At 44.9% G+C, this 24,036-nt stretch carries 22 protein-coding genes, 1 tRNA gene and 1 pseudogene; 17 read left to right on the top strand and 7 right to left on the bottom strand.

The window, feature by feature from the left end:
• Positions 1–322: 322 nt before the first annotated feature.
• Together ACNFN4_RS08005 and ACNFN4_RS08010 are read left to right on the top strand one after the other, a co-directional pair.
• Entirely contained in the window at positions 323–904 is a 582-nt protein-coding gene (locus ACNFN4_RS08005; RefSeq protein ID WP_003151503.1) for a beta-class carbonic anhydrase, read from the top strand.
• Positions 905–906: 2 nt separating this feature from the next.
• Complete coding sequence (locus ACNFN4_RS08010; protein WP_448200147.1) at positions 907–2,496, top strand: SulP family inorganic anion transporter; 1,590 nt, start codon at positions 907–909, stop codon at positions 2,494–2,496.
• Positions 2,497–2,540: 44 nt separating this feature from the next.
• Here the strand turns inward: ACNFN4_RS08010 and ACNFN4_RS08015 are convergent, their stop codons facing one another.
• A complete protein-coding gene (locus tag ACNFN4_RS08015) occupies positions 2,541–2,861 on the bottom strand; it encodes a MazG nucleotide pyrophosphohydrolase domain-containing protein (RefSeq protein WP_014418960.1) in 321 nt (106 codons plus the stop codon).
• Between the two features lie 115 nt (positions 2,862–2,976).
• Between ACNFN4_RS08015 and ACNFN4_RS08020 the strand changes: the two genes are divergently transcribed.
• From ACNFN4_RS08020 to pgmB, 10 genes are all read left to right on the top strand, one after another.
• A complete protein-coding gene (locus ACNFN4_RS08020) occupies positions 2,977–3,552 on the top strand; it encodes an LOG family protein (RefSeq protein WP_014418959.1) in 576 nt (191 codons plus the stop codon).
• 173 nt (positions 3,553–3,725) lie between these two features.
• Positions 3,726–4,676 carry a LacI family DNA-binding transcriptional regulator gene (locus ACNFN4_RS08025; RefSeq protein WP_014418958.1) on the top strand — a complete coding sequence of 317 codons (951 nt, stop codon included), beginning with the start codon at positions 3,726–3,728 and terminating at the stop codon, positions 4,674–4,676.
• A gap of 101 nt (positions 4,677–4,777) precedes the next feature.
• Complete coding sequence (locus ACNFN4_RS08030; protein WP_014418957.1) at positions 4,778–6,547, top strand: glycoside hydrolase family 13 protein; 1,770 nt, start codon at positions 4,778–4,780, stop codon at positions 6,545–6,547.
• A 93-nt stretch (positions 6,548–6,640) separates the two neighbouring features.
• Positions 6,641–7,897, top strand: coding sequence for an extracellular solute-binding protein (locus tag ACNFN4_RS08035; protein ID WP_173613778.1), 1,257 nt, complete (start codon positions 6,641–6,643; stop codon positions 7,895–7,897).
• 39 nt (positions 7,898–7,936) lie between these two features.
• Positions 7,937–9,247 carry a carbohydrate ABC transporter permease gene (locus tag ACNFN4_RS08040; RefSeq protein ID WP_072177058.1) on the top strand — a complete coding sequence of 437 codons (1,311 nt, stop codon included), beginning with the start codon at positions 7,937–7,939 and terminating at the stop codon, positions 9,245–9,247.
• Positions 9,248–10,084, top strand: coding sequence for a sugar ABC transporter permease (locus tag ACNFN4_RS08045; RefSeq protein WP_014418954.1), 837 nt, complete (start codon positions 9,248–9,250; stop codon positions 10,082–10,084).
• A gap of 4 nt (positions 10,085–10,088) precedes the next feature.
• A complete protein-coding gene (locus tag ACNFN4_RS08050) occupies positions 10,089–10,973 on the top strand; it encodes a DUF1189 family protein (protein WP_285002120.1) in 885 nt (294 codons plus the stop codon).
• Positions 10,951–13,224, top strand: coding sequence for a glycoside hydrolase family 65 protein (locus tag ACNFN4_RS08055; protein ID WP_448200107.1), 2,274 nt, complete (start codon positions 10,951–10,953; stop codon positions 13,222–13,224). Before ACNFN4_RS08050 ends, ACNFN4_RS08055 begins: the two co-directional genes overlap by 23 nt.
• On the top strand, positions 13,217–14,902 hold the full coding sequence (locus tag ACNFN4_RS08060) for a glycoside hydrolase family 13 protein (RefSeq protein ID WP_448200108.1): 1,686 nt from the start codon (positions 13,217–13,219) through the stop codon (positions 14,900–14,902). The genes ACNFN4_RS08055 and ACNFN4_RS08060 overlap by 8 nt, the downstream gene beginning before the upstream one ends.
• Entirely contained in the window at positions 14,899–15,588 is a 690-nt protein-coding gene (gene pgmB, locus ACNFN4_RS08065; protein ID WP_448200109.1) for a beta-phosphoglucomutase, read from the top strand. Before ACNFN4_RS08060 ends, pgmB begins: the two co-directional genes overlap by 4 nt.
• 44 nt (positions 15,589–15,632) lie before the next feature.
• On the opposite strand, the gene clpP is transcribed toward pgmB, so the two are convergent.
• Both clpP and ACNFN4_RS08075 read right to left on the bottom strand, forming a co-directional pair.
• A complete protein-coding gene (gene clpP / locus ACNFN4_RS08070; RefSeq protein WP_003151513.1) occupies positions 15,633–16,229 on the bottom strand; it encodes an ATP-dependent Clp endopeptidase proteolytic subunit ClpP in 597 nt (198 codons plus the stop codon).
• Positions 16,230–16,475: 246 nt separating this feature from the next.
• A complete protein-coding gene (locus tag ACNFN4_RS08075) occupies positions 16,476–17,450 on the bottom strand; it encodes a LacI family DNA-binding transcriptional regulator (RefSeq protein ID WP_014418949.1) in 975 nt (324 codons plus the stop codon).
• Between the two features lie 391 nt (positions 17,451–17,841).
• On the opposite strand from ACNFN4_RS08075, the gene ACNFN4_RS08080 reads away from it, so the two are divergent.
• The 3 genes from ACNFN4_RS08080 (at position 17,842) to ACNFN4_RS08090 (ending at position 20,841) form a co-directional block, all read left to right on the top strand.
• Complete coding sequence (locus ACNFN4_RS08080) at positions 17,842–19,074, top strand: oligosaccharide MFS transporter (protein ID WP_448200110.1); 1,233 nt, start codon at positions 17,842–17,844, stop codon at positions 19,072–19,074.
• A 14-nt stretch (positions 19,075–19,088) separates the two neighbouring features.
• Complete coding sequence (locus ACNFN4_RS08085; RefSeq protein WP_448200111.1) at positions 19,089–20,558, top strand: glycoside hydrolase family 32 protein; 1,470 nt, start codon at positions 19,089–19,091, stop codon at positions 20,556–20,558.
• A gap of 207 nt (positions 20,559–20,765) precedes the next feature.
• A tRNA-Arg gene (locus ACNFN4_RS08090) sits at positions 20,766–20,841 on the top strand.
• A 59-nt stretch (positions 20,842–20,900) separates the two neighbouring features.
• On the opposite strand, the gene ACNFN4_RS08095 is transcribed toward ACNFN4_RS08090, so the two are convergent.
• Positions 20,901–21,212 (bottom strand): hypothetical protein, encoded by a 312-nt coding sequence (locus ACNFN4_RS08095; RefSeq protein ID WP_007407407.1) that lies wholly within the window; start codon positions 21,210–21,212, stop codon positions 20,901–20,903.
• Positions 21,213–21,228: 16 nt separating this feature from the next.
• Positions 21,229–22,656 (bottom strand): lipase, encoded by a 1,428-nt coding sequence (locus ACNFN4_RS08100; protein WP_448200112.1) that lies wholly within the window; start codon positions 22,654–22,656, stop codon positions 21,229–21,231.
• Positions 22,657–22,707: 51 nt separating this feature from the next.
• On the opposite strand from ACNFN4_RS08100, the gene ACNFN4_RS08105 reads away from it, so the two are divergent.
• The gene (locus tag ACNFN4_RS08105) at positions 22,708–23,022 is read left to right on the top strand and encodes a DUF1433 domain-containing protein (RefSeq protein ID WP_012118522.1); all 315 of its coding nucleotides are present in this window, start codon (positions 22,708–22,710) and stop codon (positions 23,020–23,022) included.
• A gap of 181 nt (positions 23,023–23,203) precedes the next feature.
• On the opposite strand, the pseudogene ACNFN4_RS08110 reads toward ACNFN4_RS08105, so the two are convergent.
• Positions 23,204–23,314 (bottom strand): annotated as a pseudogene (locus ACNFN4_RS08110) (sporulation transcription factor Spo0A); the annotation flags it as partial.
• Positions 23,315–23,380: 66 nt separating this feature from the next.
• On the opposite strand from ACNFN4_RS08110, the gene ACNFN4_RS08115 reads away from it, so the two are divergent.
• Positions 23,381–23,725 carry a DUF1433 domain-containing protein gene (locus ACNFN4_RS08115; protein WP_060674026.1) on the top strand — a complete coding sequence of 115 codons (345 nt, stop codon included), beginning with the start codon at positions 23,381–23,383 and terminating at the stop codon, positions 23,723–23,725.
• A gap of 24 nt (positions 23,726–23,749) precedes the next feature.
• Here ACNFN4_RS08115 and ACNFN4_RS08120 read toward each other — a convergent pair whose 3' ends face one another.
• Positions 23,750–23,950: a transcriptional regulator gene (locus ACNFN4_RS08120; RefSeq protein WP_076983211.1), complete on the bottom strand. Its 201-nt coding sequence runs from the start codon at positions 23,948–23,950 to the stop codon at positions 23,750–23,752.
• Positions 23,951–24,036: the final 86 nt, after the last annotated feature.

The following is a 24,036-nucleotide window of genomic DNA, read 5'->3' on the forward strand; positions in this document are numbered from 1 at the left end:
TACGATAAATTTCTGGTTCTTTTGAACTTAAAATGAAAGAAAAAGAAACGTACATGCTGGATTTCTCCAAACAATAACAGAATCCGCCTATATTTCTGAAGGCAAAATGAGCGGAACCGCTGTTTTCAAAAGCTTTATAGGTTGGTGTAAAGATAAATTTTATTATTTTTGAAAGATATAAATGAACATAATCTGAATTTACAGTCAAATTATCGTGTCTTTTTTTGAAAGCGCTTTTGAGGCCTTTTTCTGTGCTATAATTCCTTACTGTAAGCTGGGTAAGAAGGCTTGCAATACAATCGGATGGGAGATGAATAGAAAAATGGTTTCTTTATCAAGCATTTTGGAGCACAACCAGCAGTTTGTCCAAGAAAGGAAATATGAACCTTACCAAACGACAAAATTCCCGAAAAAAAAGCTTGTCATCGTATCCTGTATGGATACAAGGCTGACGGAGCTTCTGCCGCAGGCGATGGGACTCAGAAACGGCGATGCCAAAATCATAAAAAACGCGGGAGCCATTGTTTCTCACCCATTTGGAAGTGTCATGCGGAGCATTTTGGTTGCCGTTTATGAACTGCAGGCAGAGGAAGTCTGCATCATAGGTCACCGCGAGTGCGGAATGTCGGGATTAAATGCGGCTTCCATATTAAATAAAGCGAAAGAGCGCGGCGTGGAGGACAAATGTCTCAGCCTTCTGCAACATGCGGGAGTCGATTTGGAAACATGGCTGACCGGTTTTCACAGCGTCGAAGAAAGCGTGGCCCACAGCGTGAATATGGTCAGGCATCATCCGCTCTTGCCTGAAGAGGTGCCGGTGCACGGGCTGGTGATCGATCCGGGGACGGGGACGCTGGATGTAGTCGTTGACGGTTATGAAACAGTCAAAGGAGGATGCAGCTGACGATGCAATTTACCGGCAGATATCAGGGATACAATTTGCAGAAATTTCAGAAAGACCTAATCGCGGGAATTGTGGTCGGAATTGTAGCGATTCCCTTGGGAATGGCCTTTGCTATCGCCTCGGGGGTCGGTCCGGAATACGGGCTTTACACCGTTATTGTGGCCGGAATTCTGATTTCGCTGTTGGGCGGCTCTAAATATCAGATCGGCGGGCCTACGGGGGCGTTTGTTCCCATTTTATTTGCCATTGTGATGCAGTATGGTTTTGAGAATTTACTTGTAGCCGGTTTTATGGCAGGCGTCATGCTCGTCCTGTTTGGCGTATTTAAGCTCGGAAAGATTATGAAATTCGTGCCGAAGCCGGTGATCGTCGGATTTACGGCCGGGATCGCGGTGCTGATTTTCTCGGAGCAGATTGCCCATTTTCTCGGTCTGCGCGATATCCAAAAGCATGAAAGCTTTATCCTCAACATTGCGGAAATAGGCAAGAAGATCGGAACCTTTAATTTGTACAGCATCCTCATCGCGGGAATTGCTTTGGCCATTTTGCTGTTATCAGCCAGGCTGATGCCGAAGATTCCGGGCGCGCTTGTGGCGCTGCTTGTCTCTACAGCCGCAGCGGTCATGTTTTTTCCTGACAAAATGGCGACAATCGGTTCTGCTTACGGGGAGATTCCGCGGCAGCTCCCGGCTTTTCAGCTTCCGGATTTCTCAATCGATAACATGATAATGATGTTCCCGTCTGCTTTGATCATTGCGCTTCTCGGCGGACTTGAGTCCATATTATCGGCGATGGTCGCGGACAATATGAAAGGATCACGGCATGACAGCAATAGGGAGCTTGTCGGGCAGGGCATCGCCAATATGGCAGCGCCGCTTTTCGGCGGCATACCGGCAACGGGAGCGATTGCGCGGACCGCAACAAATATTAAAAACGGCGCAGTTTCTCCGATTTCCGGTGTTGTCCACGGAGTCACCGTCCTCCTCGTCCTGCTCGTCTTCGCCCCGCTTGCCGTTCACGTACCGCTTGCAAGCATGGCGCCGGTGTTGATGGTTGTGGCTTGGAACATGAGTGAGCGGAGGGAAGTCGCCAATATGATGCGGCTGAAAAACACTGATTCATTCGTACTGGCGGCAACCTTTTTACTGACGGTTCTGTTTGATTTAATCATCGGCGTTTCTGCCGGTCTCGTGCTCGCTTTTGTTTTCTTTATCAGAAAAATGAGCGAATCAACAAGCATCAAAACACCGCATGCCGCTGTCAAATCGGTTAAAAATGATTCGTCCGTCAGCACATATTCCATTGAGGGGCCGCTGTTTTTCGGTTCAATTGATTCACTGGAATCATCGCTGCTGGAGAGGCTTCAGGAAAAGCCGAAGACGCTTATTCTGCTGATGAATAATGTACATTACATGGATACCTCCGCAGAAGCGGTACTGGGGAATGTGATGAACCGGATCAAACGGCATAACGGGAGATTGATGATCGTCGGATTGCAATCACAGCCGAGAGAGCTGATCCGGAAGACAGGGCTGTTTCATAAAATCGGGAAACAGCATTTCTTTGAGCATCAGGACGAGATAACGGGATAAATTCAGATACGGCCTGTCCATGAAAAAGCGGACAGGCCGTGTTTTTATTCGGTTTCAAAGCGTTTGATCAGTTTTTCCTGATGGGCTTTCATCGCATCTTCTAACGTGATTCCGTACTTATCGGCAAGGATGGCCAGATTTCCGAGGACGTCACCCATTTCTTCAATCAGCTCCTGCCTGCGTTCAGCCTGGGTCGCGTCCTTTTCATCCGGCCGGTCTCTGCCGATTTCATATGCTCTTACCGCCCGGGCGAGCTCACCCGCCTCTTCCATTAAAAAGCCGATTCTGATAAATGGCCCGTACGCCGTCCATCCTCGTTTTTCGTAAAAATCTTTCGTCCATCGTTCTGCTTCAGCCATCTGCATGTGAAACACTCCTTATGTCCTGTATGATTCTTATTGATATTATCATATAGAGATGGGACAATATATAGTGTATTTTGATTTATTGATGTACATATATAGATGTGGAGATGAAAAAATGAAAACCATTTGTGTATTTGCGGGGTCAAACCCGGGGGTAAATGAAGAGTACAAACGCAAAGCGGCCGAACTGGGTGAATATATGGCGGAGCAGGGAATCGGCCTTGTTTACGGCGGTTCACGGGTCGGTCTGATGGGAACCGTCGCCGACGCGTTAATGGCAGGCGGCGGAAAAGCTGTCGGCGTCATGCCGAGCGGGCTGTTCAGCGGGGAGGTTGTTCATCAGAATCTGACGGAGCTGATTGAAGTCAGCGGCATGCATGAGCGGAAAGCGAAAATGAGTGAACTTGCCGATGGGTACATTGCCATGCCCGGCGGTTTCGGAACATATGAAGAGTTATTTGAAGTGCTGTGCTGGGCGCAAATCGGCATTCATCAAAAACCGATCGGGCTGTACAATGTGAACGGGTATTTTGAGCCGATGATGAAGATGGTCAAGTACAGCATTCAGGAAGGATTTTCGAATGAGTCTCATTTAAAACTGATACACAGTTCCTCCCGGCCGGATGAGCTGATTGAGCAGATGAACAATTACTCGTACCCGATCCTTCAGAAAAAATGGACGGAAATATAAAAAAAGAGCCATCTGGCATGTGTGTGAGTCCCGGGCGGACTTCATGAAAATCGAGTGTATTTGACAATGTGAGATTTCCTTAGGGAAATCTTTTTTTATGTCCAGATTACCATCGTAGTATAATTTAACTAATTCGGATTGGCTATCTAAGCAAAAGCGGAAGGAGACGGAAAATGGCGACGTTGTCAGATGTGGCTAAGAGAGCGAATGTTTCGAAAATGACGGTGTCACGTGTGATTAATCACCCTGATACGGTAACAGATGAACTGAAAAAGCTCGTTCATTCCGCAATGAAAGAGCTGAATTACATCCCTAATTATGCGGCAAGAGCGCTTGTGCAAAACAGAACACAGGTTGTCAAATTGCTGATTCTTGAGGAAATGGATACGACCGAACCCTATTACATGAACTTGCTGACCGGAATCAGCCGGGAGCTGGATCGCCATCATTATGCTTTGCAGCTTGTGACAAGAAATTCACTCAATATCGGGCAATGCGACGGCATTATTGCCACCGGCTTGAGAAAGGCCGATTTTGAATTTGTCATCAAAGCTTTTGAAAAGCCGTTAGTCGTATTTGGAGAAAATGAAATGGGCTATGATTTCGTCGATGTGAATAACGAAAAAGGGACTTTTATGGCAACCCGCCATGTCATGGGGCTGGGGGAGCGTGAGGTTGTCTTTTTCGGCATTGATTTGGATGAGCCATTCGAACGCTCAAGAGAACAGGGGTATATTCGGGCGATGAAAGAGAGCTGCAGAGAAACGAAGCTGTTTCGGATCGCTAACAGTTCAAAAAAAAGCGAAAGCCTGGCAAGAGAAGTTTTGAAAACGCTCGGCCGGCAAGCCGCGTTTGTCTGCGCCACCGACCGAATCGCGCTCGGGGTCATTCGTGCGGTGCAGTCACTCGGAAAACGAATACCCGAAGATGTGGCCGTTACTGGAAATGACGGTGTTTTTCTTGACCGCATTTCCTCCCCGCGGCTGACTACGGTCAGACAGCCGGTTGTGGAAATGGGAGAGGCCTGTGCGAAAATGCTGCTGAAAAAAATGAATGAAGGCGGCGCAGCTCAAGGTCATTTGTTTTTTGAACCGGAGTTAATTGTGCGGGAATCAACTTTGTGAAAGCTTGATTCTGTTATCGGTAACAAGAGAAAAACGATTGCTTCTCCCGATTTCATCATGCTACCTTCAAAGCATAAGCCAGCCTATAAAAAGGGGGAAACATGATGGAATATGCCGCAATACATCATCAGCCGTTCAGTGCTGATGCTTATTCTTATGACGGGCGGACGGTGCATATCAAAATCCGGACGAAAAAAGGTGATGCTGATCAGATTCGATTGGTTTGGGGCGATCCTTATGAATACAGCGGCGGCAGATGGTCGGCAGCCGAGCAGCCAATGAGAAAAACAGCCGCAACCCAAAATCATGATTATTGGTTTGCTGAAGTGTCGCCGCCATTCAGGCGTTTGCAATATGCATTTATTGTCTCAGACCAGTATGAAAACATCTTTTTCGGAGCGTCAGGGGTCTGTCCTGTAAATAAAAAAACGCTGGAAACGATTCATTATTATTTTAAGCTTCCGTTTGTACATGAGGCGGATACATTTCAAGCGCCTGAATGGGCGAAATCAACGGTTTGGTATCAAATTTTTCCGGAACGTTTTGCGAATGGAAGAGAAGACCTGTCACCGGAAGCTGCACTGCCTTGGGGGAGCAAGGACCCGGACGTTAATGATTTTTTTGGCGGAGATTTGCAGGGGATTATCGACAAGCTCGATTATTTAGAAGAATTAGGGGTGAACGGAATTTATTTAACTCCGATCTTCTCCTCTCCATCCAACCATAAATATGACACGCTGGATTACTATTCCATCGATCCGCATTTTGGGGATCGGGAGCTTTTCCGGACATTGGTCAGCCGGCTTCATGAGCGGGGAATGAAAATTATGCTTGATGCTGTTTTTAATCATATAGGCAGCGCTTCTCCGCAATGGCAGGATGTTGTAAAACACGGGGCCCGGTCCCGCTACAAAGACTGGTTCCATATTCACTCTTTTCCTGTGAAAGAAGACAATTATGACAGGTTTGCGTTTACGCCTGATATGCCGAAGCTGAATACGGCTAATCCGGAAGTACAGAGGTATTTGTTTGAGATTGCTTTGTACTGGATTCGTGAATTTGACATTGACGGCTGGCGTTTAGATGTGGCAAATGAAGTGGATCACGCTTTTTGGAAGGCATTCAGGCAGGCGGTAACGGCAGAGAAGCCCGATCTTTATATTTTGGGAGAGATATGGCATTCCTCCGAACCTTGGCTCAGAGGAGATGAGTTTCACGCTGTGATGAATTATCCTTTCACAGAGCCGATGATTGCTTATTTTGCTGACCGGGAGATTTCTGCTTCATCCATGGCCTATCGATTAAACGCGCACTTGATGAATGGGATGCGGCAGGCCAACGAGGTGACGTTCAATTTACTGGACAGCCATGATACAGAACGTCTTCTGACAAGGTGCGGAAATGATGAGAAAACAGCCCGCGCTCTGCTGGCCTTTATGTTTGCCCAGACAGGAGCGCCCTGCATCTACTACGGAACGGAAATCGGTCTGGACGGCGGGAGAGATCCATTATGCCGGAAGTGTATGGTTTGGGAAAAGGAAAAGCAAAACCGGGAAATGCTCAGCTTTATGAAACGCTTAATCACCTTACGCAAAAAAGAAAACGCTTTATTGACGTACGGAAGTCTTGAGTGGCATCTGCTTGATGATCAAAACGATTGTATCAGTTTTTCGAGGGTTTTCAATGGCAGGCAATTGATTTTCTATTTTAATCAGGGGAACCGGGCCGGGGAAATCCGTTTGCAAGATTTTAATATGGAGAGAAGCAGAAAAGTTTACGATGCGTGGACGGATCAGATCCTTCAACATGATGCCGCTATTGCTGTTCAGCCGGGAGAATTTTTGATTTTAAGCGCTGATGCCCCTGTCTGAATTCTGTTATCGGTAACAGGCTGAAAGGCTTTGAAACCGCTTTCTCTAACAGAGTAGAATTGTAATAGATTCATAATAAAAGGGGGAAAAGATATGGCGGGGTTCGTCAAAATGGGATTGGCTTTATTGACGGCATCAGTTTTGGCATTCTGTCTCGGGGCCTGTTCAAATTCAAAAGAATCGGCCGGCTCTGACGGCAAAAAGGTACTGACCGTGTCCGTTGAAGAAACCTATAAAAAATATATTGAAAGCATTAAAGGAGAGTTTGAAAAAGAGAATCACGTCACAATCAACATTGCAGAAAAGCAAATGTTCGATCAGCTGGAGGCGCTTCCTTTGGACGGCCCGGCCGGCAATGCGCCTGACGTTATGCTTGCCGCATATGACCGGATCGGCAGTTTGGCGCAGCAAGGCCATTTGCTTGATCTAAAACCTGCTGATACAAAAAGCTTTGGAGATAAAGAGATGCAGCAGGTAACGGTTAACGGAAAGGTGTATGGAATGCCGCTGGTGATTGAGACGCTTGTTCTGTATTACAACAAAGATCTTATAAAAAAAGCGCCGGCAACATTTAAAGACCTTGAAACATTAACAGAGGATCCCCGGTTTTCATTTGCTTCTGAAAAAGGAAAGTCAACGGGATTTTTGGCAAAGTGGACTGACTTTTATATGTCGTACGGTTTGCTGTCCGGTTACGGCGGATATGTATTCGGGAAAAACGGCACAGATCCCGGGGATATCGGCCTGAACAATAAAGGGGCTGCAGAAGCGGTGAAATATGCGGAGAAATGGTTTAAAACGTATTGGCCAAAAGGCATGCAGGATAACTCAAGCGCAGACGATTTTATTCAGCAAATGTTTTTGGATAAGAAAGCGGCTGCAATCATCGGCGGGCCTTGGTCGGCTGCCAATTTTCAAGAGGCCGGCCTGAACTATGGCGCCGCTCCTATTCCGACATTGCCAAACGGAAAAGAATATGCTCCGTTTGCGGGCGGCAAAGGCTGGGTTGCTTCAAAATATACAAAGGAACCCGAGCTGGCTGAAAAATGGCTTGAGTATGCAACAAATGATGCCAATGCTTACGCCTTTTATGAGGATACAAATGAAGTTCCGGCCAACACAGCCGCAAGGAAGAAAGCGGGGGAGCAAAAAAATGAGCTGGCGTCAGCTGTTATTAAACAATATGAGTCAGCGGCACCTGCGCCGAATATTCCTGAAATGGCCGAGGTATGGACTGGCGCTGAAAGTTTAATGTTTGATGCGGCTTCGGGGAAAAAAACAGCAAAAAAATCGGCGGATGATGCGGTAAACGTCATAAAAGAAAACATCAAAGAAAAGTATGTGAAATAAAATCGGAGGGGAAGTGTCCGTAAGAATAGAGGGCGAAAAATGAATAAAGATGATACACTTTTACACCAAAAACGGAAGGCGCCATGGTTTTTATCGATCATTCCGGGAATTGGACAGATCGCGAATCAGCAGATATCAAAGGGGATCTTATTTCTGGTCATTACGAGTTTGTTTGCTGTTGAATTATGCGTTTTCGGTATTGAGGCGCTGACCGGATTGGTTACCTTGGGAAGTGTTCCCGGTGAAGATCACTCATTATTTATGCTGATTGAAGGCACGCTGCAATTGATCTTAACGTTGATTTTTCTCATGTTCTATATCTTTTCAGTTTATGATTTCCGTCATACCGCCACTATGAAAGCGGCGGGTTTGAAGGTGAATACAGCGGCCAAGGATATCATCCGCCATGCGGGAGATAAAGGGTTTCCTTATTTATTTACACTGCCGGCATATCTCATGATGGTGTTTGTGATTATTTTTCCTGTTCTGGTGACTCTGTTTGTTGCCTTAACAAACTATGATTTTTATCATATACCGCCTAACAGTCTGATTGACTGGGTCGGCTTTAAAAATTTCTTGAATATCTTTTTTGTCGGTTCCTACCGGGAAACATTTGTGAATGTACTGGGCTGGACCATGATATGGACAATCTGTGCAACAACGCTGCAAATCATTTTGGGGATCGTGACGGCACTTTTTGTGAATCAAGATTTTATTAAAGGCAGACGGATATTCCGAATGATTTTCTTATTTCCATGGGCTGTTCCGGCCTTTATCACAATTATGAGCTTTTCCAATATTTTTAATGACAGTATTGGGGCGATGAACACGCAGGTGATCCCATTAATTAACCACCTGCCGTTTGTGGAACTGCCGGCGATCGCGTGGAAGACTGATGCTTTCTGGACGAAGACTGCTCTGATTATGATTCAGACCTGGCTTGGCTTTCCTTATATTTATGTCATGGTAACGGGAGTCTTGCAGTCGATTCCGGGTGAATTGTATGAAGCCGCAAAGATTGACGGGGCTTCTTTTATGCAGCGTTTTCGCAATATTACATTACCGATGATTTTATTTGCGACGGCACCGGTGATGATTACACAGTACACATTTAACTTTAATAATTTTTCGATCATCTATTTGTTTAATGAAGGCGGTCCGGGAAGCGCGGGAGCCGGTGCCGGGTCGACCGATATTTTAATTTCCTGGATCTATAAACTGACAACCGGCACTTCTCCGCAATATGCTGTGGCAGCGGCCGTGACATTGTTAATTTCTTTCGTCGTCATTGGAATTTCACTGATTGCTTTTAAAAAGTCAAATGCTTTCGGCAATGAGGAGGTGATGTAGATGGGTTCCAGAACGGCCGGAATGCTTACGAAAATCTGCACCTATTTATTTTTGCTGGTTTTAAGCATTGTCATTTTATATCCGCTGCTGATTACGGCTTCCTCCGCTTTCCGTGCGGGAAATGTGACGGCTTTTCAGCTCGATTTCTCAGGTTCCTGGACTTTTGATCATTTTAAGCGGCTGTTTGAAGAGACGCTCTATCTTCATTGGTACAGCAATACGCTGATTATCGCGCTGTCAGTCATGGTATTGCAGGTCACGATTGTAACGCTTGCCGGGTATACGTACAGCCGCTATCGGTTTGCGGGGCGAAAAAAGAGTCTTGTCTTCTTTTTAATCATTCAAATGGTGCCCACAATGGCAGCGCTGACTGCTTTTTATGTATTGGCCATGCTGATAGGCGCTCTTGATCAATACTGGTTTTTGACAGCGATCTATATCGGCGGCGGAATTCCGATGAACACGTGGCTGATGAAAGGTTATTTTGATACAGTTCCGAGAGAAATTGATGAGGCTGCGCGAATGGATGGAGCGGGGCATTTCAGGATATTTGCCTCCATTGTGCTGCCGCTTGTGAAGCCGATGCTTGCCGTTCAAGCGCTTTGGGCGTTTATGGCGCCGTTCGGGGACTATTTGCTGGCGAAGTTTTTGCTTCGCTCGCCGGAAAGGCTGACCATTGCAGTAGGGTTGCAGTCGTTCATTTCAAATCCGCAGCAGCAAAAAGTCGCCCTGTTTGCGGCGGGAGCTATACTTGCCGCACTGCCGATATGCATCTTGTTCTTTTTTCTCCAAAAGAACTTTGTATCCGGGCTGGCGGCGGGCGGAACAAAGGGGTAGTTCAATGAAGAATGTGCAAAATGAAAGCTTTATGATCCGCAGTCTTAAAGCGTCGGTGTCTCCGTCAGGTATTTGCCGTTACGGGAAAACATTCAGCTGGCTTCAGCTTTCCTTTCTCTTTATGTTTTTGACGTCCTGCCTTATGGCGCCGTTTACGATGTCGTTTTTGAAAATGGACCGCTTCAGCCTCAAATTGGTTATGCCTGCGGCGCTTTCTGCAGTGAATGATCGTTTTGCCGAACAATTAAACGGTATTCAAATCAGGAACGGAAAACTGACAGGCGGACAGCGTTTTGATCAAATTGAAGAGGGCAACCATCTGATGGCAGTCGATATGGAGCATGAATGGAAACCAAACGGTGAAAATGGGCGTTTGCGTGTAAAAGGATATGACAACGCGGTCATATTCCAGCCTGACCGGCTGATTATTACCGACCAAAACGGAATGGGGTTTTCAGTTCGCTATGGGAAAGCGGACGCCAGGCTTACGGACCCGGGCGTATATGAAACGGAGGCTGTTATCGGTCAATTGTGGCTGGCACAGTATAAGCCGATGATCATGATGCTGGGGTGCGCAGTAATTTTTTTGATCCAGCTATTTTTTACAGCTGTGCTTGCGGGAGGCATCTGGATGGCAAAATTATCAAAAATGATCGATATCGCGTCATGTAAGGAAGCTGCTTCTGCAGCGATATGCGCATCGGCTCTGCCTGCATTCGCGGCAGCTGCTATCGGGCTGATCCGCTTTGATTTGATTACTGTATTAATGGTTCATACATGCGGCGTCACGTTGATGATTGCTTTTTTATTCAGATATATGGCCAAAACCCGCCGTCATAATGAAAATGTTCATTCGGGAGGAAGACATGATAAATCAGCGGTTGTTTGAGATTGATGAATGGAAAATCAAAACCAATACATTTCAAAAAGAGTATATACGGCTGCAGGAAAGCCTGACTTCTCTTGCCAACGGCTATATGGGCATCAGGGGGAATTTTGAAGAGGGGTATTCAGGCGGCAGCCATCAAGGCACATATATTGCGGGCGTGTGGTTCCCTGACAAAACGCGGGTAGGCTGGTGGAAAAACGGGTATCCGGACTATTTCGGAAAAGTGATCAATGCGATGAATTTTATTGGTATAGATGTGTATGTTGACTGTGAAAAAGTCGATCTCTATCAAAACCGACTCGAATCATTTGAGTTAGAGCTTCATATGAAAGAAGGAATTCTGAGGAGGAGCGCTGTTGTCCGTATTCAGGATAAAACCGTGCGAATCAAATCAGAACGATTTCTTAGCCTGGCCGCAAAAGAGCTATGTGCGATTCATTATGAAGCGGAGTGTCTGACAGGGGACGCCGTTATTACGCTTGTTCCTTATCTTGATGGCAATGTTGTAAACGAAGATTCAAACTATCAAGAGCGGTTTTGGCAGGAAAAAGAGACAGGAGCGGATTACCGCCGCGGGCACATAACGGCAAAAACGCTCGACAATCCGTTCGGAACGCCGCGTTTCACTGTCTCAGCCTTAATGGAAAATTTGACAGAAGGCTATGTCAGTCAAAGCTTTCAAACTTCCGGCATGTATGCTGAAAATCGCTTCAGCTACCAAAACAAAGCTTCATTGAAAAAGTTTATTGTTGTCACGACTTCACGCGATGTTCAAGAAGCAGAGCTTACTTCGAAAGGGGAGGAGCTTTTGGCGGCTATTCTTAAGCAAGGTTATGAAGAAGCGAGACAGCAGCATATTGCCAAGTGGAAGGAAAGATGGGCAAAAGCGGATATAGAGATAAAGGGAGATGAGGAACTTCAGCAAGGCATCCGCTACAATATCTTTCAGTTATTCTCGACATACTACGGGGCAGATGCCCGTTTGAACATCGGACCGAAAGGATTTACAGGCGAAAAATACGGCGGTGCCGCCTATTGGGATACTGAGGCGTATGCCGTTCCGATGTATTTGGCGACAGCCGAGCCGGAAGTCACGAAAAACCTGCTTTTGTACCGCTATCATCATTTGGAGGCTGCCAAACGGAACGCCGCCAAGCTGGGGATGAAGGGGGCGCTTTATCCGATGGTGACGTTTACCGGAGATGAATGCCACAATGAGTGGGAGATTACGTTTGAAGAAATTCACCGCAACGGCGCGATTTGCTATGCGATCTGCAATTATGTCCAATATACAGGCGACCGCGCCTATATGGAAGAATACGGTATAGATGTTCTTGTTGAGATCAGCAGGTTTTGGGCCGGCCGTGTTCACTTCTCGAAACGAAAAAATAAGTATATGATCCATGGCGTCACAGGGCCGAATGAATACGAAAACAACGTTAACAACAATTGGTATACGAATGTCATTGCGGCTTGGACGTTGGATTATACTCTGCAAAGTCTCGAAAGGATCTCAGCGGAGAAACGCCGCCTTCTGGATGTGCAGGAAGAAGAATTGAAAGTCTGGAGAGAAATCATCCGGCACATGTACTATCCGTATAGTGAAGAACTGCAAATTTTCGTTCAGCATGACACATTTTTGGACAAAGACCTGCAATCAGTTGACGAATTAGATCCAGCTGAACGGCCTCTTTATCAAAATTGGTCATGGGACAAAATCCTCCGCTCCGGCTTTATTAAACAAGCCGATGTGCTGCAAGGCATTTATTTATTTCCTGACCGTTTCTCTATAGACGAAAAACGCCGCAACTATGAATTTTATGAACCGATGACGGTTCATGAATCAAGCTTATCGCCCTCCATTCACGCGGTGCTCGCTGCCGAATTGAGGATGGAAAAGAAGGCGCTTGAATTATATAAGCGTACAGCAAGGCTTGATCTCGACAATTACAATCGCGATACGGAGGAAGGTCTTCACATTACTTCAATGACGGGAAGCTGGCTGGCGATCGTCCAAGGGTTTGCCGGCATGCGTACTTTAAAAGGAACGCTCTCATTCACCCCATTTTTGCCGAATGAATGGGACGGTTACTCGTTCCATATCAATTATCGAAACCGCTTGATCAAGGTGACGGTCGAAGAAAGGCGCGCCATTTTTGAGCTTGTCAAAGGAGAACCGGTGTCCATCACAGTTTATGGAGAACCGATGGTGCTGAATGAACGATGTGAAAGGAGAATGCCTGATGAGTGAATGGTGGAAAGAAGCTGTCGTGTATCAAATTTACCCGCGCAGTTTTTATGATTCCAATGGAGATGGATTTGGGGATTTACAAGGCATTATCAAAAAGCTTGATTATATCAAAAGACTTGGCGCGGATGTGATCTGGCTGTCGCCCGTGTTTGATTCTCCGCAGGATGACAACGGTTATGACATCAGTGACTACAGAAACATGTACGAAAAATTCGGAACAAATGAAGATATGTTTCAGTTAATTGATGAAGTGCATCAGCGCGGAATGAAAATCATCATGGATCTGGTCGTGAACCACACGTCGGATGAACATGCCTGGTTTGCTGAAAGCCGCAAGTCGAAGGACAATCCTTACCGGGATTATTATTTTTGGAAAGACCCGAAATCGGACGGTTCTGAGCCGAATAATTGGGGATCGATTTTTTCAGGCTCGGCGTGGACGTTCGATGAAGGGACAGGACAGTATTATTTGCACTACTTTTCGAAAAAACAGCCTGATTTAAATTGGGAAAATGAAGCCGTTCGCCGGGAAGTGTATGATCTGATGAAGTTCTGGATGGATAAAGGCGTTGACGGCTGGCGGATGGATGTGATCGGCTCCATTTCCAAACATACCGATTTTCCGGACTATGAAACAGATAACAGCAAAAACTTTATTGTCGGCCGTTATCACTCTAACGGCCCCCGCCTGCATGAATTTATTCAAGAGATGAACAGGGAAGTGCTTTCTCGTTATGACTGCATGACAGTCGGAGAGGCAAACGGTTCTGATATTGAAGAGGCGAAAAAATATACGGATGCAGGCAGGCAAGAGCTGAATATGATCTTTACATTTGAACATATGGATATCGATACAGAACAAAACTCGCCAAATGGGAAATGGCAGATCAAGCCGTTTGATGTGATTGCTTTAAAACAAACGATGACAAGGTGGCAGACCGGGTTGATGAATAGCGGCTGGAATACCTTGTATTTTGAGAACCACGATCAGCCGCGGGTGATTTCCCGCTGGGGCAATGACGGTGAGCTGCGAAAACAGTGTGCGAAAGCATTCGCAACGGTTCTCCACGGGATGAAAGGCACACCGTTTATTTACCAGGGAGAAGAAATCGGCATGGTCAACAGTGATATGCCGCTGGAGATGTATGACGATCTTGAAATAAAAAATGCATACCGTGAACTAGTCATCGAAAACAAAACGATGTCAGAAAAAGAGTTTGTCAAAGCCGTGATGATAAAAGGAAGGGATCACGCGAGGACGCCGATGCAATGGGATGCAGGAAAACATGCCGGATTCACAGCCGGAGACCCTTGGTTAGCGGTCAATTCCCGCTATCAAGAAATCAATGTGAAAGAATCCTTGGAAGATCAAGATTCAATTTTCTATTACTATCAGAAGCTCATTCAATTACGAAAGCAACATAAGATCATGGTATACGGAGATTATCAGCTGCTGCTGGAAGATGATCCGCAAATCTATTGTTATATCCGTAAATATCAAGGGAAAAAGCTTCTCGTCGTTGTGAATTTGTCGGAAGACAAGGCCCAGTTCGAAGCGCCTCCGGAACTGATCCATGAGCGTTGGAAAATCCTGATTTCGAACTATCCGCAGGAGCCGGCTGACTTGAAGAGTATCAGCCTCAAACCTTATGAAGCTGTGATGGGCATCAGCATATGAAAGCGGTTATTTTTGATTTAGACGGAGTGATAACAGATACTGCGGAATATCATTTTCTTGCTTGGAAGCACATCGCAGAACAAATTGATATTCCCTTTGACAGGAATGTGAATGAAGGCCTAAAAGGAATCAGCCGGGAAGAGTCACTGGAAAGCATACTGATCTTTGGCGGAGCGGAAAAAAGGTTTACACATGTGGAGAAACAAGAACTGCTGCATCAAAAAAACCAATATTATCAAACGTTGATCAGCAGATTGACGCCGGAAGATCTCTTGCCGGGAATCGGCAGGCTTCTTTGTGAATTAAAAAATGAACATATAAAAATCGGGTTAGCATCTTCTAGCCGCAATGCCCGCGCGATCTTAAAACGTTTGGCGGTTATCGATGATTTTCAAGCTATTGTTGACCCGGCGGCTCTTGCGAAGGGGAAGCCTGATCCCGAAATCTTTTTAACAGCTGCAGCGCTGCTCGGTGTTTCCACGGCTGAATGCGCGGCAATAGAAGATGCTGAAGCAGGAATATCTGCAATCAAATCTGCCGGGATGTTCGCGGTCGGTGTCGGGCGTGAAGAGTCGATGCTTGGTGCTGATCTGGTTGTGAGGCAAACCGGTGAATTGTCGTTTGAGCTGTTGAAGGAAGAATGGAAGCAGTATAGGGGAAAGGTTTTAAAAAGCATCAGAGAGTGAAAAAAACCTGCAAGAGACATCATCTCTTGCAGGTTTTTTGGGCATTACTTCTGGTCTTCTGTATTGCGTGTCAGCACTTTATCGATTAAGCCGTATTCTAAGGCTTCATCAGCTGATTTGAAGTTGTCGCGGTCTGTATCACGCTCAATGACTTCAAGCGGCTGGCCGGTACGTTCAGCAAGCACTTTGTTTAATTTGTCGCGAAGCAAGAGAATGCGTTTTGCCGCGATTTCAATTTCTGTCGCCTGTCCTTGCGCTCCGCCAAGCGGCTGGTGAATCATAACTTCACTGTTAGGAAGCGCGTAACGTTTGCCTTTTTCTCCGGCTGCAAGTAAAAATGCTCCCATAGAAGCGGCCATACCGATGCAGATCGTGGATACTTTCGGTTTAATGAACTGCATTGTATCATAGATTGCCATACCGGCAGTGATTGATCCGCCAGGGCTGTTAATGTAAATGGAAATATCTTTTTCAGGGTCTTCCGCTTCAAGGAATAAAAGCTGTGACACGATGGAGTTCGCAACGTTGTCATCAATCGCAGATCCAAGCATGATAATACGGTCCTTCAAAAGACGGGAGTAAATGTCATAAGCTCTTTCTCCGCGGTTCGTTTGTTCAATGACTGTAGGTATTAAATTCATAATGCTCCTCCTTCACCTTTTAGGTAAGTATGTATTTACATGATACATTTTTGGTCAATAAAGGTCAAACAAAACGCTGACCAAAATGCCAACCTTTTCTTCTAACACCATTTTTCCCATAAAACAAAAAGTTCAAACAGCAAAGTGGAAATGAGGATGATCAGCACCGGCGCTTGAGAAAATGATATGGCCGGAGCGCTCAAAATAGACCGCAATCGCGTCGCTACGTACGGCTGAAGGGTCTGACTACGTTGTCCGCCCTTCCAAAAGCCGTACCGGCAAATACGTTTCCAGCGGCAAATCATCAAATTCGCCTTCAATTTCTTTTGCTAAAATCTCGATGGCTGTTTTGGAAATCAATTCAATCGGCTGCTGGATGGTTGCCAAGTCCGGCAGAACCGATTGAACGGTTTCAGTGCCGTCATAACCGATCACTTTTAATTGATTCGGGATGTCTATTCCCCGTTTTTTGGCCTCAGTCATCACGGCAGCCGCCATGATATCATCGCTGGCAAAAATTCCGTCGGTGTCAGGCTGTTCATCGAATAATGTTGAAATAATGTCATGGTAATGCTGATAAAAGGGTACTTCATATGTAATAGGCTTCCGTCCGTGTTCGTGCATGACGTCTTCGTATGCTTTTCTTCTGAGGTTTGCCGGTGTCTCGAGTTCAAGCGGGCCGTTGATATGGACGATGTGCCGGCACCCTTTTTCAATCAGCAGTTCTGCCGCCTTTTTTCCGCCGTCATAGTTATCTGAGCCGACGACGGGAATCGTGTCCGATAAGTAATGATCAATGGCGACAATCGGCAGATTTTGCTTGTGATCATTGAGAATTCCCCGGTTGTAAGTCACGGCGATCACGCCGTCCACTTGGTTTCTTATCAGCATCTCCAAATATTTTTCTTCCTTATCCTTTCGATGTAAACTGTTGCAAAGCAGCAGTTTGTAGCCCATGGACGTACAAATGCTTTCAATATGAAAGGCGAGTTCGCCGAAAAACGGATTGCTGGAGTTTGGGATGATAAGTCCTATTAAATTGGTTCGTTTTCGGAATAAAGAGCGGGCCAGATCGTTTGGAAAGTAATTGATTTCTTCCATCGCCTTGTACACTTTTTCTTTTGTTTTTTCGCTGATATAGCCGCGGTTATTTAATACCCGCGAAACGGTTGTAGATGAAACTCCCGCTATTTTCGCAACATCATGAATGTTAGGCTTCATTCCCGTGCCCTCCTGCTTACTGAAATGGCTTACAATTTCCGTCACGCACTTATTTTAGAGAATCAGGCTGACATGTGCAAGGACATTCCATGTTTCTGTTTTCATATAAAGAGGGTGCGTTTTTGTTTGATTGAAATAATCAGAAAATTATATGTCAACCGATTGACATATGGAACCGGTTGGCATACAATTCTCTTTGAAAGCGCTTTATTTAAAGGTTGAAGGGAAGTGGCGGGTATGGAGAGAAGGCTGGCGGCAATAAAGTGAAAGAATTAAGCAGCGATGTTAGGTAAGCGCTTACTCGGAGCTCGCATGTATGTGATGAAAATGAAGAAGGAAGTATGCGGCTCTAAAACGGCTATTAAAAGGTCCTATTAAAGGAGCGGTGCAAATGAAAAGCTCAAAAAGTCTGTATTGGAAACTGAGTGCTTATTTCTTCTTTTTCTTTTTTACTTGGTCTTCCAGCTATTCTTTATTTGCGATTTGGTTAGGGCAGGAAATCAATTTAAACGGATCAGCGACAGGCATTATCTTTTCTGTAAACGCCGTATTTGCCCTGTGCATGCAGCCTCTTTACGGTTTTATCTCTGACAAATTGGGGCTGAAGAAAAAGATATTGTTTATGATCAGCTGTCTTCTCATATTCACGGGTCCGTTTTATATCTTCGTCTATGGACCGCTTTTACAATACAACGTCTTTCTTGGCGCCGTTGTCGGAGGCTTATATTTGGGAGCCGCTTTTTTGGCGGGGATAGGCGCGATTGAAACGTACATTGAAAAGGTCAGCCGTAAATATGATTTCGAGTATGGAAAATCTAGAATGTGGGGCTCGCTGGGCTGGGCGGCGGCTGCATTTTTTGCAGGTCAGCTTTTCAATATCAATCCCAATATCAACTTCTGGATCGCGTCTGTTTCAGCCGTCATATTAACGGCCATCATCATGTCTGTAAAAATAGAAATGACCGATCATGAGAAAAACAGAGCGGGTTCGGTCCGGTTAAAAGATGTGGGGCGGCTCTTTTTACTAAGAGATTTCTGGTTTTTTATGATGTACATTATCGGGGTGACTTGCATTTACGGTGTATATGATCAGCAGTTCCCGATCTACTATGCGTCTTTGTTTCCTTCAGTGTCGACGGGTAACCAAGTATTCGGCTATCTGAATTCATTCCAAGTGTTTTTGGAGGCCGGTATGATGTTTCTTGCCCCTTTTATCGTCAATAAGTTCGGGGCGAAAAACAGTTTGATTTTAGCGGGGTTTTTAATGGCTTTCCGCATCGTCGGGTCGGGAATTGCAGTTGAACCTGTAGGCATTTCATCAATGAAACTCATCCACGCACTGGAACTGCCGATTATGCTGATCGCCGTTTTTAAATATTTGGCTGCCAATTTTGATACGCGTCTGTCGTCCGTCCTTTATCTCGTCGGTTTTCAATTCGCATCTCAGGCAGGCGCGTCGATTCTGTCGCCGCTTGCGGGAGGATTATATGACAGTGCGGGGTTCCGTCAAACCTATCTCATCATGGGAATCGTCGTCTTCGGTTTTACCGTCATTTCCATATTTACTTTATTGGGCCCGAAACAAAACAGCAGGCGTGTCCAGCGTCTGCAAAAAATCGGATAGAGAGGATGTTACAAATGGATAGAATTCAGCAGGCGGAAGAAGCTTTGAAGGAAGCCGAGGGTAAAGTGAAACAAAGATATCGATTGGGGTACCATATTATGCCCCGGGCGAATTGGATCAATGATCCGAACGGACTTATTCAGTTTAAAGGAGAATACCACGTCTTTTTTCAGCATCATCCGTATGATGAGCATTGGGGGCCGATGCATTGGGGACATGTAAAAAGTAAAGATCTCATTCATTGGGAGCACCTGCCGGTTGCCTTAGCTCCGGGGGATGAATTCGACCAAAGCGGCTGTTTTTCGGGAAGCGCGGTCGATGATCATGGAAGATTGGCCCTCATCTATACAGGACATAATATAATTGATCAAGAGAAAGACCTATTCTATCAAACTCAAAATATCGCTGTCAGCCAAGATGGAACCGTGTTTGAAAAGCTTCAGGAAAACCCTGTTATTGCGGAACCGCCGGAAGACAGCGCCCGTCATTTCCGCGATCCGAAAGTATGGAAGCATCGCGATGTTTGGTATATGGTCATCGGCAACTCCTCAAAAGAAAACGTCGGACGGGTCGTTTTATACCGTTCACCTGATTTGCGTGATTGGGAATACGCGGGGGTTCTCGCCCAAAGTGACGGTAATCTCGGCTATATGTGGGAATGTCCTGATTTCTTTGAATTAGGCGGCAAACATGTCCTGCTGATTTCGCCCCAGGGGATCGAGGCGGACGGTGATTCCTATCAAAATTTACATCAAACCGGTTATTTAATCGGTGACTATCATGATGAAACAAACAAATTTACACACGGCGCTTTTAAAGAACTGGATCACGGCCATGACTTTTACGCCGTGCAAACATTATTAGATGATAAAGGACGCAGAATTGCCATCGGCTGGATGGATATGTGGGAATCTGAGATGCCGACAAAAGCGGACGGATGGTGCGGTGCACTGACTTTGCCGCGAGAACTGACTTTGCGTGATGATCATAAACTTTTGATGAATCCCGTGGAAGAAACCAAGCAGCTGCGGAAAATGGAATATCGGGAATGTGCCGGACGATCGGTTTCAGGGAGTTACTTGGCAAAGACGTCCGAAGACCTGCTTGAAGTCCGAGTCGTGTTTGATATAAACGATTCTGATGCCGAAACGGCAGGTTTTAAGATTGGCGGCCTTGACGAAGAAGAACTTGTGCTGACATACAATCTGACGGATAAAAAGCTGACACTTGATTGCACCAAGATGGGGAAAGCGAAAGACGGTGTGAGAAGGGTGCAGACGGATACAAACGGCAAGCTGGCGCTGCGTATCTTTATTGACAGATCCTCGATTGAAGTATTCGCCAATCATGGAGAAACAACGATGACAAGCCGTATCTATCCGAATGAAGGCAGATTGGGGATTGAGCTGTTTTCTGAGAAAGGCGCCGTAAAGGTTGAGGAATTCACCTATTGGACGTTAAAGGACATTTGGAAAAAAAGCTGAAATGTGCTTTTTCTGAAGTGGCTGGAAATGTACCGATCCGGGGGCAGTCCGCCTGAAATGGTTTTTTTGTGAAAATCAATGCCGTTATACGATGCAGGATTATGCTGCATGAGGAAGCTGCATAATCCTGTTGTTGCATTATCAAAAAAGAGTTGCTTTCTGTGCGTTTCTTTATTATAATATAAAGGTATCTGATTGAAAAAACGTGCGCTCGTAGCTCAGTTGGATAGAGCGGTGGTTTCCGGTACCACGTCTGTCGGGGGTTCGAATCCCTCCGAGCGCGTCTCAGTTAAGACGATAGGAAAAACCTCGCAGATGTTAAATCTGTGAGGTTTTTTTATTTTATCTTGTTTTGAAACTGTTAACGAATGTGTCTCTGTTATGTTCGGTGCCGGCAATCAGCCGCGCACTTTCACTGATCCGCTGCGCGAGAGCTTTTTGCGCCTTGCCTTCAAAGCTGTTCAATAGTGCTGAATACACTTCATATAATTCATCTTTCAACGTATCCATTTCGAATGTCGGTTTCAGCGTTCGGCGCACTGTCTCCAATTTTGTCCCCGCTGCCTGCGTCATCCCTGTTTTCAGCATCTGCCGCTGCAGCATTTTCTTCATTGGATCGTCCTTGTGTTCTAAAAGTTCGTCTAATGTCGGCATTATGTATCCACCTCTATCATCTTAACCAGTTTGCGAGCATCTGGTCTTTTTCCTGAAATTCGTCTGCTATTTTATGTAAGAATCCGCCGATCTCTTCAAGGTCTGTGATCGCTGCCTGCAAAGAATCAATAAACGCCTGCTCAGCCTGAGTGTCATAAAAAATCGGGCCTTTATCGTAAGATAGCGCAATATCTTCAATGGTATTGGTCACGTCCTGTGCTTGAAGCTGATCATACAAGCCGTGTCCGACTTGGCCGTAAAATTCCGTTTTCAGCTCGGCGATTTTTTCATCGTGTTCTTGATAGGCGTTTTGCGCTTCTTTTTTCATCGTCCGCAAATCCTCAGTCATAGCCTGCACCTTTTCAGCCAGCTTCTTTGCGTTTGTCGGCGTTACTTTTATTGTATCTGCGCTTCCGATTGCACCGGCCGGCAGAAGAGCGCCGAGGTTTTTATCAAAGACTAATTCATCTCCGTTCGGATTTGCGATAGTTCCGTTTCTGTCGAACACGAAATTTGCTTCGTTTAAGCCGTGTGTATCCGGATTTCTCAGAATGACGGTAGTGAAGAAATAAGCGAGATTTTTTCCGATCTGCTCGCTCAATTTCCCATCAAGCCGCTGCTTTCGGCTGAACTGTGAGAGAGAGGGGTTTTTCGTGTAAATCGTTGTCCCGTTGTGGCGGTCATATTCGTTCCAATAACCTGCCCCGACCATGTCGTCCGGATTGATAATTGACCGGATGTAAGGATCATATATGCCGCTGTTGATCTCTTTCTGTGTTTCTTCATCGTGCAGCTTCACGACGGAAGGACTGTTAAACGCGACGGCATACACATCATTATTCACCGCGCTGTATTCGGCCTCAGCGCCGCCGAGTGAATGGCCGGTTGTTGAAATAATCGTTGACGTTCCGGCATACTTTTTCTTTACGCTGCGTACCAGCTGATCAGCTTGATCAATTTGCGATGTTTTCGTCATCAGCTTATACTTTCCGGTTGTGAGCATGGCGTCTTGAGAAGGTGTGCCGTTATATTTTCCGAGTGTTTTAGACGTGTCTTTCGCATCTTTTTTAATGACATATTGACCTTCTTTGGTGGGATCGATTCCCAAAACAATGTTGCCGCCGTCGGCTTTTACTCCATCACTGATCGAGTCTTTTGCGAGATCAGTGCCTGCGAAGGCGACGACCACGTTTTCGGGGTTTTTTGATTTTATCCATTTTCCGTTTTTGGACTTGATGCCTTTTGAGAATACAAAGGCATCAAGACCCGTATCAGAATCCTGCTTCACTTTCTCAACGTACCAATATGACGTCTTACTTATTTTATAAGGAGTTTTATATTTCATATGCAGGGCTAACATTTTATAATTGTAAGCTGCTTGACTCAAACGGTAATATTCTTTATCTGTGACATTAGAGACGGTTATTTCTTTTCCTTTTGGCATATATACATCACCTTTCTTATATTGTAAAATAGTTCCGAAAGGATGATACGCATGAGAAAATACATTATTATCCTAATTGTTATAATTATAGCAGTGGGAGGTTTTTTCGTGAAGCGTCAATATGATAAACATAAAAACGAAGAAAAACTTGTGATTGAGGCGCAAGAGCACATGAAGAATTACTTAAAAAAAGACTATAAAAATGTACAGGAAGTTCATTTTTCAAAAGACTACAATATCGATCCGACAGGCGGAGTTGAAGTTTCAGGCTACATAAATAATAATAAAGAAAAAGAATTTTCCGGTATATATGATCCAACGAACAAGGAGATAGGTATTTCAGTGGTCAATGCCGAAGAAAGGTAAAATACCCACATCAGGGATGAGTGGGTATTTATTTTGTTTAATTATCTTACAAAATTCGTGATATGTTTCTCATACAGTTCAAACCTATTCCTGAGACCAATCGCCTCTACCGTCTCATTTGTCGAGGTATCTCCGATATTAACGGTACAAATATCATGACAACTCAACGATAGGAAAAACGTCAGATCAGCATTTCACTCGCTTTAAGTTCCAATCTTAACTTGTCAGCAACAATCGCGATGAATTCTGAATTGGTTAGCTTTGCTTTTGACATGCTGAAAGTATATTCATATCAAGTTTTCGCTCATTTCGTTTACTTAAGAACGACAGTTATTTATAGGAAAGGGTTGATTTCCAAATGAAAAAGAAAAAGTACATAATTATCCTTATTTTAATAATTATAGCAGTTGGGGGACTTTTTATGAAGCATCAGTATGATCGAAAGGAAAAAGAGATTGCGTTATTCGAAGAAGCCCAGAATCATATGAAAAAGTTTTTAACAACGAACTATAAAAATGTGAAAGATATCCATTTTTCTGAGGATTACTATATTAACCCAATGGGCGGTATTAGTGTTAAGGGTTATACTAATGGAAAAAAAGAGTTTGAAGGTCTATATGACCCAGGCAATAAAGAAATATTGTCATATACGGTTGATGCCGAACCAAAAGAAGAATGTAAAGATAAGCTTTGTACAAGATAAATTAGCCCGCTCAATCGAGCTGGGCTAATTTTGTTGTATTGCTCTTCCTCTAATCTCCTGGACATAAAACAAATTTTTCATAGGTACATTTTTTAATCCTCTGTTAATAATGAATAGTGTTGTGATATCATATCTTGTATTTGTTTTAAATCTGCTTATCATAACCTCAGTTGAACCAACTAAATCAGCCAATTCCTTCTGGCTTTGAATTCCCTTCTCCTTCATTAAATCTCGATCTGACTATAAACTTTTTTAGAAGTTCACACACCCTTTAGGCTAGTCTAACTAACGCTTATATAAAAGTAATCTCG

Source organism: Bacillus sp. N1(2025) (assembly GCF_053470005.1).

Excerpts from the sequence above, each read along its gene's own strand:
- ACNFN4_RS08005 (WP_003151503.1), top strand. The coding sequence starts at position 323 with ATGGTTTCTTTATCAAGCATTTTGGAGCACAACCAGCAGTTTGTCCAA.
- ACNFN4_RS08010 (WP_448200147.1), top strand. The coding sequence starts at position 907 with ATGCAATTTACCGGCAGATATCAGGGATACAATTTGCAGAAATTTCAG.
- ACNFN4_RS08015 (WP_014418960.1), bottom strand. The coding sequence starts at position 2,861 with ATGCAGATGGCTGAAGCAGAACGATGGACGAAAGATTTTTACGAAAAA.
- ACNFN4_RS08020 (WP_014418959.1), top strand. The coding sequence starts at position 2,977 with ATGAAAACCATTTGTGTATTTGCGGGGTCAAACCCGGGGGTAAATGAA.
- ACNFN4_RS08025 (WP_014418958.1), top strand. The coding sequence starts at position 3,726 with ATGGCGACGTTGTCAGATGTGGCTAAGAGAGCGAATGTTTCGAAAATG.
- ACNFN4_RS08030 (WP_014418957.1), top strand. The coding sequence starts at position 4,778 with ATGATGGAATATGCCGCAATACATCATCAGCCGTTCAGTGCTGATGCT.
- ACNFN4_RS08035 (WP_173613778.1), top strand. The coding sequence starts at position 6,641 with ATGGCGGGGTTCGTCAAAATGGGATTGGCTTTATTGACGGCATCAGTT.
- ACNFN4_RS08040 (WP_072177058.1), top strand. The coding sequence starts at position 7,937 with ATGAATAAAGATGATACACTTTTACACCAAAAACGGAAGGCGCCATGG.
- ACNFN4_RS08045 (WP_014418954.1), top strand. The coding sequence starts at position 9,248 with ATGGGTTCCAGAACGGCCGGAATGCTTACGAAAATCTGCACCTATTTA.
- ACNFN4_RS08050 (WP_285002120.1), top strand. The coding sequence starts at position 10,089 with ATGAAGAATGTGCAAAATGAAAGCTTTATGATCCGCAGTCTTAAAGCG.
- ACNFN4_RS08055 (WP_448200107.1), top strand. The coding sequence starts at position 10,951 with ATGATAAATCAGCGGTTGTTTGAGATTGATGAATGGAAAATCAAAACC.
- ACNFN4_RS08060 (WP_448200108.1), top strand. The coding sequence starts at position 13,217 with ATGAGTGAATGGTGGAAAGAAGCTGTCGTGTATCAAATTTACCCGCGC.
- pgmB (WP_448200109.1), top strand. The coding sequence starts at position 14,899 with ATGAAAGCGGTTATTTTTGATTTAGACGGAGTGATAACAGATACTGCG.
- clpP (WP_003151513.1), bottom strand. The coding sequence starts at position 16,229 with ATGAATTTAATACCTACAGTCATTGAACAAACGAACCGCGGAGAAAGA.
- ACNFN4_RS08075 (WP_014418949.1), bottom strand. The coding sequence starts at position 17,450 with ATGAAGCCTAACATTCATGATGTTGCGAAAATAGCGGGAGTTTCATCT.
- ACNFN4_RS08080 (WP_448200110.1), top strand. The coding sequence starts at position 17,842 with ATGAAAAGCTCAAAAAGTCTGTATTGGAAACTGAGTGCTTATTTCTTC.
- ACNFN4_RS08085 (WP_448200111.1), top strand. The coding sequence starts at position 19,089 with ATGGATAGAATTCAGCAGGCGGAAGAAGCTTTGAAGGAAGCCGAGGGT.
- ACNFN4_RS08095 (WP_007407407.1), bottom strand. The coding sequence starts at position 21,212 with ATGCCGACATTAGACGAACTTTTAGAACACAAGGACGATCCAATGAAG.
- ACNFN4_RS08100 (WP_448200112.1), bottom strand. The coding sequence starts at position 22,656 with ATGCCAAAAGGAAAAGAAATAACCGTCTCTAATGTCACAGATAAAGAA.
- ACNFN4_RS08105 (WP_012118522.1), top strand. The coding sequence starts at position 22,708 with ATGAGAAAATACATTATTATCCTAATTGTTATAATTATAGCAGTGGGA.
- ACNFN4_RS08115 (WP_060674026.1), top strand. The coding sequence starts at position 23,381 with ATGAAAAAGAAAAAGTACATAATTATCCTTATTTTAATAATTATAGCA.
- ACNFN4_RS08120 (WP_076983211.1), bottom strand. The coding sequence starts at position 23,950 with ATGAAGGAGAAGGGAATTCAAAGCCAGAAGGAATTGGCTGATTTAGTT.